11 protein-coding genes are annotated in these 11,814 nt (G+C 61.4%); 8 read left to right on the top strand and 3 right to left on the bottom strand.

Annotation, left to right across the window (positions count from 1 at the left end):
* Positions 1-47 precede the first annotated feature (47 nt).
* The 3 genes from ACVIGA_RS07180 to ACVIGA_RS07170 form a co-directional block, all read right to left on the bottom strand.
* On the bottom strand, positions 48-1,193 hold the full coding sequence (locus ACVIGA_RS07180; RefSeq protein ID WP_456665831.1) for a glycosyltransferase: 1,146 nt from the start codon (positions 1,191-1,193) through the stop codon (positions 48-50).
* Between the two features lie 58 nt (positions 1,194-1,251).
* Positions 1,252-2,541: a hypothetical protein gene (locus ACVIGA_RS07175; RefSeq protein ID WP_456665830.1), complete on the bottom strand. Its 1,290-nt coding sequence runs from the start codon at positions 2,539-2,541 to the stop codon at positions 1,252-1,254.
* A 194-nt stretch (positions 2,542-2,735) separates the two neighbouring features.
* Positions 2,736-2,912 carry a hypothetical protein gene (locus ACVIGA_RS07170; protein ID WP_456671014.1) on the bottom strand — a complete coding sequence of 59 codons (177 nt, stop codon included), beginning with the start codon at positions 2,910-2,912 and terminating at the stop codon, positions 2,736-2,738.
* Here ACVIGA_RS07170 and asnB (ACVIGA_RS07165) point away from each other — a divergent pair.
* The 8 genes from asnB (ACVIGA_RS07165) (at position 2,892) to asnB (ACVIGA_RS07130) (ending at position 11,800) form a co-directional block, all read left to right on the top strand.
* Positions 2,892-4,643: an asparagine synthase (glutamine-hydrolyzing) gene (gene asnB, locus ACVIGA_RS07165; protein ID WP_456665829.1), complete on the top strand. Its 1,752-nt coding sequence runs from the start codon at positions 2,892-2,894 to the stop codon at positions 4,641-4,643. The genes ACVIGA_RS07170 and asnB (ACVIGA_RS07165) overlap by 21 nt on opposite strands.
* Before the next feature lie 76 nt (positions 4,644-4,719).
* Complete coding sequence (locus ACVIGA_RS07160; protein ID WP_456665828.1) at positions 4,720-5,937, top strand: glycosyltransferase family 4 protein; 1,218 nt, start codon at positions 4,720-4,722, stop codon at positions 5,935-5,937.
* A 136-nt stretch (positions 5,938-6,073) separates the two neighbouring features.
* On the top strand, positions 6,074-6,712 hold the full coding sequence (locus tag ACVIGA_RS07155) for a winged helix-turn-helix transcriptional regulator (RefSeq protein ID WP_456665827.1): 639 nt from the start codon (positions 6,074-6,076) through the stop codon (positions 6,710-6,712).
* Positions 6,713-6,717: 5 nt separating this feature from the next.
* Positions 6,718-7,227 (top strand): transcription termination/antitermination protein NusG, encoded by a 510-nt coding sequence (nusG, locus tag ACVIGA_RS07150; RefSeq protein ID WP_456665826.1) that lies wholly within the window; start codon positions 6,718-6,720, stop codon positions 7,225-7,227.
* 115 nt (positions 7,228-7,342) lie between these two features.
* A complete protein-coding gene (locus ACVIGA_RS07145; RefSeq protein WP_456665825.1) occupies positions 7,343-8,281 on the top strand; it encodes a Gfo/Idh/MocA family oxidoreductase in 939 nt (312 codons plus the stop codon).
* Positions 8,278-8,871, top strand: coding sequence for an acyltransferase (locus ACVIGA_RS07140; protein WP_456665824.1), 594 nt, complete (start codon positions 8,278-8,280; stop codon positions 8,869-8,871). The genes ACVIGA_RS07145 and ACVIGA_RS07140 overlap by 4 nt, the downstream gene beginning before the upstream one ends.
* Before the next feature lie 5 nt (positions 8,872-8,876).
* Entirely contained in the window at positions 8,877-9,941 is a 1,065-nt protein-coding gene (locus tag ACVIGA_RS07135; RefSeq protein ID WP_456665823.1) for an NAD-dependent epimerase/dehydratase family protein, read from the top strand.
* Complete coding sequence (gene asnB, locus ACVIGA_RS07130; RefSeq protein WP_223969164.1) at positions 9,929-11,800, top strand: asparagine synthase (glutamine-hydrolyzing); 1,872 nt, start codon at positions 9,929-9,931, stop codon at positions 11,798-11,800. Before ACVIGA_RS07135 ends, asnB (ACVIGA_RS07130) begins: the two co-directional genes overlap by 13 nt.
* Positions 11,801-11,814: the final 14 nt, after the last annotated feature.

The raw sequence follows: 11,814 nt of genomic DNA, 5'->3' as shown, positions 1-11,814 counted from the left end.
CTGATCCTGCCGGTCGCTAGCCGCAGCCGTAGGCTGAGCCGTTGGTCTCAGTCGGCGCTCGGGATCAATTCGAACTTGCTGTCGGGGCTTTCATAGGCGCCCAGCATCGCCTTGGCGATCAGCTTCGGATTATGCCATCGCTCGACATAACGTCGCGACGCTTGGCCACGGATGGACCACTCGGAACGGCGATCAAGAACCGCGGCAATGCTTTCTGCAAGGTCTCCCGGGTTCAGCCGGTAGACGGGCAACTCGCGCCTTATGGCATCCGGAACGAACATCATATCTTCTTCTCTGATGTAGCACGCTGCCGGCTTTCCCATCGCCATCATTTCAACGGCAAAACCTCCGTACCATCCTGCCAGCACCTGGTCGATTGCGAGGTCTGCCGACCGATAAATCTCCAGCGCCTGCTCGTGACTCGTCTTCTCGACGAGGATGAGGTCGAAGTCGTATCGCGACCGCAATCGTTCGAGGGCATCCAGGATCATCGGTGTACCCTTGATCCGGCCGGCGGTCGGGGCATGAACGATCTTTGGCCGGCCTTGTTCGGAAGGCGGCACAATTTCGAACTTCTCGATCTCGACGTTTGAATATGGGAGAAACTGGCCGTTCGGTACGACGTGTCCGAGTTCCGGATTCAGATAGAAGACCCGATCGAACAGCGGCAGAACCTTTTCGATCAGAAAGTGCCGTCGATGGTCGAGAGCGTCCGTGCATCTTTGATACAGCTCGCAGTGTTGCGGGGCGCACATCGTCCATTCGTTTCGGCTGTTCCCCTCGTTTGCCAGCCGGACATCACAACCTTGCAGGGTCATGAACAGCTTCTTGTCGAACAGGCGGGCGGCGTGCAGGTCTGAGGCAGCGAGTCTGTTGATGATGTCCGTGATCAGCGATGGCCGGGAGAGCACTGAGCCCGGCGCGGAGAGGGGGAAGCCCGGCGACAGAAAAGTCTGTCCAAAATAGTAGTGAAGAACATCGTAGTGCCACTGGTTCTTCAGACCGAACGCCGCGCTGCGAACGGCCGTCTCGAAAAACCCGGCGTCCTTTGCCGACAGCACGCGGTCTGCCGAGTATCCGAGCCATGTGTCATTTCGAACGACCACGTCGCTTAATGCTCCGAGTTGCCGTTCGGCGCGAGACAGCACCCAGGGCTGGTTTCCGACATTGACTGGTCCGTGCAGGATTCTCATGTGCGCGTATTCAGGTCCGCCGACGGGCGCGAAGGCCGCACAGGGCTATGAGGCATGATCATCTCTCGAACTCGCTGACATGCCTCGTCAGGCTTGCCCTGAGATCCTCGGGCAGATCAGCAGTTTCGCAATAGAGCCTTCCGAGCCTCGCTGCGACCGCTTGCAAGCTGTAATGTGCTTCCACATAGCGGCGCCCCGCCTGGCCGATATCGTTCAGGTCGAGTTCACCCCTCAAGCATCGCTTCAGCACATCATAGATTTCGTCAGGACGGCTGTTGATGATCGGGCAGGTTGCCGGATCGATCATCATTCGGTCGTTGCGCAGGAAGCACAGAACGGGTTTGGCCATGGCCATCGCCTCGAGGGCCGTATAGCCGTGAAAGCCTGCGACGAATTGGTCCGCAACAACGTGCGAGGCGCCGAAAAGCTCGATGACCTTCTTGTTGGGAACGCCCTGCACGGAGACCAGCTCGATCTTCTCTCCCTCCTTCACCAGCCGATCAATCGCCTCGATCAGGAGCCTGGTTCCCTTGAAGTGCCCGTGGTTCGGCGCATGTGCCACTTTCAGCACGTCGCCGGCCTTGTAGACCGGCGGTTTCGCGGCGAGCTTGCTTGCGTCAATCGGCCAGTAGTGCATGTCCCGGCAGCCGGGCACGTACGTCACCATATCCCCCATCGCGATCTGCGCGGTCGCACGGCCCTTGAGGCGGTTGATCGATGAGGCGTGCATCTCCGTCGTGCAGACACAGAACTTGCCGGGGGACGGGCATTCTTCGCACAGGTTCGGATGGCCGAGTGCGAGCGTTGCTTCCCGTGCCCGGACGTCGGCGCCGTAGGCGTAGGTATACAGTCGCTTTCCCGACTGGAACAGGAGGTCGAGTTCCTCTGGGTTGATGCCATAGCGTCCGTCGCTCAGCATCAGGCCGCGGTCATAGAAGTAGTTGAAGATATCGTAGCGCAGCAGGGCCCACGCCAGGACCACGCGGCGAAACAGGCCGAGACCTCTTCGGCTGCGCAGCAGTCGAAGGAAGCCCTCGAACAGGATGAGGTTGATGTCGAATGATCTCGTCACATAGTACGTGTTGAACACCAGCGACGAAGAGCGAAATCCCAACATTCGATCGCAGCGGGCGAGCAGCGGCAAGGTGAGGATCGGGGTGGCGGCCCACAACGTACGCACCTTTCCCTTCGCAAGACGCTTCTCAGTAGCGCGCTGGGCCGCGCGAACAAGCATGCGCGTGACGAAACCTGCGACGGCAGATTGCGCCGGCCGGGAGGATGCAACGTCGTCGGCGGGAAGCGGCGCTTCCGTCAGGGACGCTGGTCCGATGGGTTCGATCTTGTTCACTCAGGAATCCGATGGATGCCAACTCAACATCAGCCAGCAGCTTCTAGCACAGGTTTGGTCCGGAGCGGCCATGCTATGCAGGCCCGCAGGGGCGGCGCAGAGTTGGCGGCCAGCCTTCGCTATCTCAGGTTTCACCGGCGTATGAAAGCAGCTTCGATCGGTTCGGGAACGTTGACGCTCAGTAGATGATCGGGCTAAGACAGCGGCGGTTTGTTCCAAATGCGCGCATATTCTGACGCGGCGGTTATACCGGGCTCCGCCATCGAATCAATCTGGATAGGCATTTCGTGTGCGGCATATTTGGCCTCATAGATAAGACCGGGCCCGTCGATGCCCGCCAAGTGGATCAGATGACCGATCTCGTTGCCCACCGTGGTCCGGATGGGCGTGGGGTGAGGGTCAACGGGAACGTCGGGCTGGGACACCGGCGACTGGCCATCATCGACCTGACCGATGATGGCGCACAGCCGATGCGCGACAGACGGCTCCCGATCTGGATCACCTACAACGGCGAGATCTACAATTACGTCGAGCTTCGCACGGAGCTCGAGGCTCTCGGATACACCTTTCATACGGCTTCTGATACCGAGGTCCTGCTCACAGCCTATGTTTGCTGGGGTGCAGCGTGCCTCGAACGCTTCAACGGCATGTGGTCGTTTGCGATCCACGACGAGCGCGACAACACGCTGTTCTGCGCCCGCGACAGGTTTGGCGTGAAGCCGTTCTACTACGTCAATACGGCGAGGCAGTTCGCGTTCGGCTCGGAGATCCGCCAGCTTCTTCCGCTGATCGAGCGCCCGATCGCGGATGACGATCTGATCAACGATTTCCTCGTTTGCGGCATGACCGACCATACCAGCCGGACCTTCTTCAAGGGCGTCGAGAAGCTGCCGCCCGGGCATCGGATGCGCGTCGATGTGTCGACGGGGCAGCTCGAAATCGAGCGCTACTATTCGCTAGCGCCAGGGTTGGCCGTGTCTGATGAAGGCAGCGTAGCGAAATCGTTGCGAGAGCTGCTCGATGACGCGACGCGGCTGCGGCTACGTTCGGATGTTCGTGTCGGAACCTGCCTGTCGGGTGGGTTGGACAGTTCGAGTGTCGCGACGCTGGCTGCGCGGCGCTATGCGCCGGGCTCGAGCGAGCGCTTCTTTGCCATCACGGCCGTGAGCGAGCAGGCATCCAACAATGAGGAGGCCTATGCGGCGGAGGTTGCGGAACGGGCGGAGCTGAACTGGCTGCGCACCAAGCCGACCTATCAGGATTTTGCATCGACGGCGGAGACCTTGCTCGACGTCCAGGAGGAGCCGTTCGCAGGTCCTTCGATCATGATGCAGTATGCGGTGATGCAAGCCGCGCGATCGAATGGCGTCATCGTGCTGCTCGACGGTCAGGGCGGTGACGAAACGTTGCTGGGGTACCATCGCTACTATGCAGCCTGGCTGCTCGACCATCTTCGCAGCGGTGGCGTCCGTGGATTTCTGTCCGCCTTCGGCGCCGCCACGCGGGCGGGGATCTCGCGCCGGCGGTTGCTGATGTATTTGTTCGGTGCCGGTTCGGCAGGGCTGCGCGCTGCCTATTACCGCTTGCGTTACACTTTCCTCAGAAATCCCGACTTGCCCGAGCCGCTTCGTCGCTTTGCGTCGAAGACGAGGGATGCGCAGGGCATGCAGGTCCTGGAGATTACCGAGACCAATTTGCCGATGCTGCTGCGTTTCGAGGACAAGAACTCGATGCGGTTCGGCATCGAAACGCGACTTCCGTTCCTCGACTATCGCTTCGTCGAGTTCGCTTTGGCGCTTCCAACACGCATCAAGCTGAACAAGGGATGGGCAAAATGGCCGCTTCGCGCAGCGATGAGCGATCTGCTGCCGGCCAGCATCACCTGGCGGAGGGACAAGATCGGCTTTGCTGCCCCGGACCGGATCTGGCTCACGCGACACTCCGCCGCGATGTATGACAAGGTGATCGCAAGCGAACTCCTGGTCCGCTATGTCGACATGCCGAAGCTCAAGAGGAAATTTCATCGGCTCGATCTTGGAATGCGCTGGCGGCTCTATTGCGTTGCGCTCTGGGGTGAGCGCTTTCGGGTTGAAGCGCCATGAGGCCTGATGGTTCCTGGATGTCATCGTCGCCGTCGACGAGCGCCGGCTTGTCGGCTGCTGCTTTGCGGGTGGCCCGATGAACATCTGGCTGTTGCATCCGTTCGCGGGCGGGCCGGGCCTCGGCCGTCACTGGCGTCCGTTCTGGCTCGCAGATGCCTGGGGAAAGATGGGGCATCGGGTGGTGGTGGTCAGTGCCGGTTTCCATCACCTGCACAGGGAGCCGCGCGCTCCGGGGCCGCAGCGGATCAACGGCGTCGACTTCTGGTTCCTCGACACCCCGCGCTATGATGGCGGCAATCTGGGGCGGCTTCGCAACAATCTGAGCTTCGCGCCGGCCTTTCGTTCGGCGACATCCGCGATCGCCGCGCAATTCGGCGAGCCGGATCTGATGATCGCGTCCAGCCCGCATCTGTTCTTCATATCGGCGGCGCGTCAGATCGCGCGGCGCTTCGGTGCCAGGTTCTGGCTCGAGGTTCGTGACCTCTGGCCGGAGAGCATCGTGGCGCTTGGCATGACCCCGACCTGGCACCCCCTCGTGAGGTTGCTCGGCTGGAAGGAGCGGTCGGCCTATCGCGCCGCGGATCGCGTGATCTGTCTTTTGGCCGGTGCGGAAGCGCATATGCGGGCGCGTGGCTTGAGCACCGGCAAGTTCATCTGGATCCCCAACGGGGTGTCCGACGGCGAGATCCAGAGCGCGCTGACGATCGAAACTCTCGGTCATCCGTTGATAGACCGCATCAATCAGTTGAAGCAGCAGGGTAGGCGGGTTGTCCTCTATGCCGGTGGCATGGGACCGCCAAATGCAGTGGAGGTCGTTCTCGACGCCGCGGCGGTCCTCGGCAGCACAAGCCCCGAGATCAGTTTCGTTCTGATCGGTTCAGGCACCTCGCTCGCCGCACTGAAGCAGCGGGCGGCGGGGCTTGCCAATGTGGAGTTTCACGACGAAGTCGATCGGTCGATCGTGCATGGCATGCTGCACGCGTCCGATTGCGCGGTCGTTGCCTTCCACAAGAACGCGCTCTACCACCACGGCATCAGTCCCAACAAGCTGTTCGACTACTGCCTGTTCGCGCCGCGCAGCGTCATTGCCTGCGAAGCCCAAGCGCTTGCCGGGCTCGAGGATCTGGTGACAGCGCGATGCGCGCCGGACGACCCCACCGCACTCGCCGCGTCGCTGCGCGCGGCGCTGGACGGTCCGGCGCGTTCGCCGGCCGAACGCGTCGCCATCGCGCAGCGGTACAGCTATTCAACGCTGGCCGCGCGGTACCTGGCCGAAGCCGGGGATCCGGCCTAGGTGTGGCTGCGGCGACACATGGGTCTTAGGTAAATTGCTTTGATATCAATAATTTAACATGTTCATCGCGTGAACGAATTCGCTTGACGTTCATCCGGTGAACGCGCTATCAGCCACTCCAGCGGGGATAGGCGTGATGGCGGGCATTCTACCGACAGATGAGAATGACAGCGACCGGCTGGTGCTCGGTCTGCTCACCTCGCTTGAAGCCGATGGTGCGCAGTCGCAGCGGCGGATCGCGGCCGATCTCGGCGTCGCGCTCGGCCTGGTCAACGCCTACCTGAAGCGGGCGATCAAGAAGGGCTTCGTCAAGGTCGGGCAGGCGCCGGCACGGCGCTATGCCTATTACCTCACGCCGCAGGGCTTCTCCGAGAAATCGCGACTGACCGTCCAATTCCTGACGGACTCGTTTTCGCTCTTCCGCAAGGCGAAGGAGGAGTATGGCAGGCTGTTTGAGCGCGCTCAGGCGCTCGGCTTCAGGCGGGTGGTGCTCGCCGGACAATCCGACCTCTGCGAAATCGCGATCCTGTGCGCGGTCGACGGGCCGATTTCCGTCATTGCGATCGTCGATCCCGATGCAACCGCGACCCGGTTCATTGGCGTCAAGGTCGTTTCCTCCTACGCGTTGGTGGACGAGCCGTTCGATGCGGTCGTCGTGACGCATCTGACGGCGGCGCGCAGTGTATTCGAGCAGGCGGTCAGCAATTTCGGGGCGGAGAAAGTCCTCGCGCCGGACCTGCTGGGCCTGCGTCCAAAGCAGTCGCTGGGGACGTGATGGCCATGGAGCACAGTTCACGCTGGTACGTCGTCCAGACGCAAGTCAATGCCGAAGCAAAGGCGGCCGCCAACCTCGAGCGGCAGGGATTTTCGATCTATTTCCCCCGTTACCTGAAGCGCCGCAGCCACGCCCGGAAGGTGGAGACTGTGCCGCGTCCGCTGTTTCCGCGCTATCTCTTTGTCGGGATCGACCTCGCGTCGCAGCGCTGGCGTGCCATTCAATCGACGCTCGGCGTGTCGCACCTCGTATGTGTGGGAGATCGGCCCGCGGTGGTGGAAGACCGCGTCATCGATGCCTTGAAGGGGCGCGAGGACGATGCCGGCTTCATCGCGCTTGCGCGCCGGCCGGCGTTCTCGCCGGGGGATAAAGTGCGAATTGTCGAAGGTGCGTTCGTCGACAGTCTTGCGCTCGTTGAAGACGCCAGCGATCAGCATCGCGTTGCGGTTCTGTTGAATCTGTTGGGCCGCAAGGTTCGCGTTCTTGTCGGAACGGACCTGATCGCTGCGGCGTAACTGCGTCTGCCCTCGGGCAGGCGCGATGGACATGTTTGGCTTGGGTGTGATGTTCGATTCACCCCGAGTGCGGTAGCTTGCCTGAAGCAGGCAGAAACGTTTGAGAGAGGGGCCCATGACGACTTACGCATTGATCGGCGCTGCCGGCTACATCGCGCCGCGGCACATGCGGGCGATGGCCGAGACCGGCGGCAATCTCGCGGTGGCGTACGATCCCAACGATTCCGTGGGAATCATGGACAGCCACTTTCCGGATGCCGAGTTCTTCACCCAGTTCGAGCTGTTCGATCGCTACGTCGATCAGTTGCGCCGAGGCGGCAGCAAGATCGACTACATGTCGATCTGCTCGCCGAACTATCTGCACGACGCGCATTGCCGGTTTGCGCTGCGCTCGGGCGTGGATGCCATCTGCGAAAAGCCGCTGGTCCTCAATCCCGGCGACATCGACGAACTGGCCGCCATCGAGCAGGACACCGGCCGCCGCATCTCGACCATTCTGCAATTGCGGCTGCATCCGGCGATCATCGCGCTGCGCGATCGCTTCGCGAACTCGAACAAGCGCCACAAGGTCGAGCTGACCTACATCACCTCGCGCGGGCGCTGGTATCACACCTCCTGGAAGGGAGCGGACGCCAAGTCGGGTGGTGTCGCGACCAATATCGGGGTGCACTTCTTCGACATGCTGAGCTTCGTGTTCGGCCCCGCCAGCCGCAACGAGGCGCACCTCCGCGAGGAGGAGAGGGCGGCCGGCTCTCTGGAGTGCGAGCGCGCGGATGTAAGCTGGTTCCTGTCGCTGGACCGCAACGATCTGCCCGACAGCGTGAAGGGCAAGAAGACGACCTATCGCTCGATCACCGTCGACGGCGAGGAGGTCGAATTCTCGGAAGGGTTCACTGACCTCCATACGCGGAGCTATGAGGAGATCGTCGCCGGCCGCGGCTTCAGGCTGGACGAAGTCCGTCCCTCGATCGATATCGTCTCCACGTTCCGCCATGCGCCGATCGTCAGAAGCAACGGCGTTCATGCCTTTGCCCAGAAGGCGATGCACAAATGAGCGAGATGCGCGAGGACCCGCGCTTTCCAGGCGTCTTGATCCATCAATCGAGCTACGTTGACGATGGAGCCGTGCTCGGGCGCGGCACCAAGATCTGGCACTTTTGCCATATTCTGTCGCGCACGGTGATCGGCGAAGATTGCTCGATCGGCCAGAACGTGATGATCGGTCCGAACGTCAAGATCGGAAACGGCTGCAAGATCCAGAACAACGTCTCGATCTATGATGGCGTCGAACTTGACGATGACGTGTTCTGCGGCCCGAGCTGCGTCTTCACGAACGTGAACAATCCGCGCGCCGGCGTGTCGCGGAAAGACGAGTTTCGCAAGACGCCGATCGGACGCGGCGCCAGCATCGGCGCCAATGCGACCATCGTCTGCGGGCATTCGCTGGGCGAGTACTGCTTCATCGGAGCCGGTGCTGTCGTCACGAAGAATGTCGCTGCATTTTCGTTGATGGCGGGCAATCCGGCCCGCCGAATTGGTTGGATGAGCAGAGCAGGTGAGCGGCTGGGCAGCGATCTGGTCTGCCCACGCACTCACCGACGTTATGAGCTTCGTCATGAAGCGCTGGTTGAAATCGAGGGTTGAAGACAATGGACATTCGCGGAAAGAAGGTTGTCGTTATCGGGGGCGCCGGGCTGATCGGGTCGCATGCGGTTGATCAATTGACGCAGACTGATGTCGGCGAGGTCGTCATTTACGACAATTTCGTGCGTGGCACGCATGAGAACCTTGCCGGCGGGCTGCGCGACCCTCGTGTCAAGATCTTCGAGGCCGGCGGCGATATCACGCAGGTCGACATCCTCGATGCGGCCCTGAAGGGCGCAGACGGGGTGTTCCAGTTCGCTGCGCTCTGGCTGCTGCAGTGTCACGAATTCCCGCGGACGGCTTTTGACGTCAACGTCAACGGAATGTTCAACGTCCTGGACGGATGCGTGCGCAACGGTGTCAAGCGGCTGGTCTGGTCGTCGTCGGCCTCCGTCTATGGCGATGCCGTCGAGGAGCCGATGACGGAAGACCATCCGTTCAACAACAAGAACTTCTATGGCGCGACCAAGATCTGTGGCGAGGCCATGGCCCGTGCCTACCACTTCCGCTATGGCCTCGACTATGTCGGCCTCCGCTACATGAACGTGTACGGACCGCGTCAGGATTACCGGGGGGCGTATATCGCCGTGATCATGAAGATGCTCGACGCGATCGACAAGGGCGAGGGACCGACGATCCTGGGCGATGGCTCGGAGGCGTTCGATTTCGTCGCGGTGGAAGATTGCGCGCGCGCCAATCTGTGCGCCATGGGCGCGAGTGCGACGGATCGCTTCTACAACGTCGGCACGGGACACCGGACCTCGCTGAAGCAGATCGCCGAAAAGCTCTTGAACCTCACCGGCTCCAATCAGCCCATCAACTATGCGCCGCGGAGCCAGGCCACGCTGGTGCGCAACCGGATCGGATCGCCGAAGCGGGCGCAGGAGGAGATCGGCTTCAACGCCGCGATCGACCTGGACGAAGGGGCTGCGGCGGCTGATCGACTGGCGCAGAAGCCATATCGATCAGGTCGATCAGCGTCGTGCCAAGGCCCAGATCTGAAAGGCTCGGATCTGAGCTCGCACCCGACATCATTGAATAGATCGGCCAGAATCACATGTGTGGCATAGCCGGAATTCTGCACCGCGACGGGCGGCCCGCTTCAATCACCACGTTGACGGCAATGACCGATATCATTGCGCATCGCGGGCCGGACGGCGAGGGCCACTACTGCAACGGTCCCGTTGGGCTCGGTCATCGCCGGCTGTCGATCATTGATCTGACCGACGCCGCGCGGCAGCCGATGGAGATGCGCGACGGCCGATTTGTGCTGACCTACAATGGGGAGATCTACAACTTCAAGGAGTTGAAGGTCGAGCTTTCGGCGAGGGGACACGTCTTCAACTCCTCCGGCGACAGCGAGGTGTTGCTGCACGCCTTCGCCGAGTGGGGCCTCGGTGCGCTTCTCAAGTTCAACGGCATGTTCGCTTTTGCGATCTGGGACAACAAGGAGCGCAAGCTCACCTTGGCCCGGGATCGCTTCGGCGTGAAGCCGCTCTACTACGCCGAACTTGGGCAGACCTTCGTGTTTGCCTCCGAGCACAAGGCTTTTCGGGCATTCTCGGAGTACAAGCCGCGCGTCGACATCAGCGGGCTGTCGGAATATCTGAGCTTTCAGAACTTCTTCGCCGAGCGGACACTGTTTGCCGGCGTGAAGCTGTTGCCGGCCGGCTGCTATCTGCAGATTTCGCTGGACAGCAGGGCCGTCGAGCCGGTGCAGTACTGGGATTTCCATTTCGAGGAGCCCGAGTACGCCGTCGACGAGAACGAGGCGACCGACGAGCTCGATCGCCTGTTCAGGCAGGCGGTCAACCGGCAGCTCGTGAGCGACGTCGAGGTCGGGTGCTATCTTTCCGGCGGCATGGATTCCGGCTCCATCACCGCACTGGCATCGAGCCAACTGCCGTTCATGCGGACCTTTACGGTCGGCTTCGATCTCAACTCGGCCTCCGGCGTCGAGCTCGGATACGACGAGCGGACCAAGGCCGAGCACATGTCGTATTTGTTCAAGACCGAGCACTACGAGATGGTCTTGAAGGCCGGCGACATGGAGCGTGCGCTGCCTCAGCTTGCATGGCATCTGGAAGAGCCACGCGTCGGCCAATCCTATCCGAATTTCTATGCGGCAAAACTCGCATCCAAATTCGGCAAGGTGGTCCTGACCGGAACCGGGGGAGACGAACTCTTCGGCGGATACCCCTGGCGTTACTACCGCGCCGTCGTGAACGACGACTTCGATCATTATATCGAGAAGTACTTCGGATTCTGGCAGCGCATGGTTCCGAGCGGAACGATGCCGAAGCTGCTGGGGCCGGTATGGGATGAGGCCAGGCAGACCTCGCCGATCGATATCTTCAGGGGAGTGTTCAAGGAGCACGCCTCGGAGCTGCGGCGGCCCGAGGACTACGTCAATCACTCGCTCTACTTCGAGGCCAAGACGTTTCTGAACGGGCTGCTTGTCGTCGAGGACAAGCTGGCGATGGCGCATGGTCTCGAGAGCCGGGTGCCGTTTCTCGACAATGATCTCGTCGATTTCGCAATGAAGCTGCCTGCCAAGATGAAGCTCGGCAATCTGACCGAGGTCATTCGCCTCAACGAGAACGAGCCCGGCGGCAAGGCGCAGCGCTATTACGAGCGCACCAAGGACGGCAAGCTGATTTTGCGGAAGATGATGAGCCGGCACATCCCCGACGAAGTGGCCGAGCGCGAGAAGCAGGGCTTCTCCGCGCCGGATGCCAGCTGGTTCAAGGGCGAGAGCATCGAATACGTCAAGCGGAGGCTCTTCAGCAACACGGCCCGCATCTACGACCTGGTCGACCGAAAGACCGTTCGTTCGCTGGTCGACGAACATCTGGAAGGACGGGAAAACAGGCGGCTGCTGATCTGGTCCTTGCTCAATCTCGAGCAGATCATGGAAAGCAGCTTTTAGGCACGCACAAATGG

It is taken from the genome of Bradyrhizobium sp. USDA 3240 (assembly GCF_054063295.1).
This window is presented reverse-complemented; position numbering and strand designations above follow the sequence as displayed.

Bases quoted from the DNA above. Each gene is read 5' to 3' on its own strand.
- ACVIGA_RS07180 (WP_456665831.1), bottom strand. From the start codon at position 1,193: ATGAGAATCCTGCACGGACCAGTCAATGTCGGAAACCAGCCCTGGGTG.
- asnB (WP_456665829.1), top strand. From the start codon at position 2,892: ATGACCGATCTCGTTGCCCACCGTGGTCCGGATGGGCGTGGGGTGAGG.
- ACVIGA_RS07160 (WP_456665828.1), top strand. From the start codon at position 4,720: ATGAACATCTGGCTGTTGCATCCGTTCGCGGGCGGGCCGGGCCTCGGC.
- ACVIGA_RS07155 (WP_456665827.1), top strand. From the start codon at position 6,074: ATGGCGGGCATTCTACCGACAGATGAGAATGACAGCGACCGGCTGGTG.
- nusG (WP_456665826.1), top strand. From the start codon at position 6,718: ATGGAGCACAGTTCACGCTGGTACGTCGTCCAGACGCAAGTCAATGCC.
- ACVIGA_RS07145 (WP_456665825.1), top strand. From the start codon at position 7,343: ATGACGACTTACGCATTGATCGGCGCTGCCGGCTACATCGCGCCGCGG.
- ACVIGA_RS07140 (WP_456665824.1), top strand. From the start codon at position 8,278: ATGAGCGAGATGCGCGAGGACCCGCGCTTTCCAGGCGTCTTGATCCAT.
- ACVIGA_RS07135 (WP_456665823.1), top strand. From the start codon at position 8,877: ATGGACATTCGCGGAAAGAAGGTTGTCGTTATCGGGGGCGCCGGGCTG.
- asnB (WP_223969164.1), top strand. From the start codon at position 9,929: ATGTGTGGCATAGCCGGAATTCTGCACCGCGACGGGCGGCCCGCTTCA.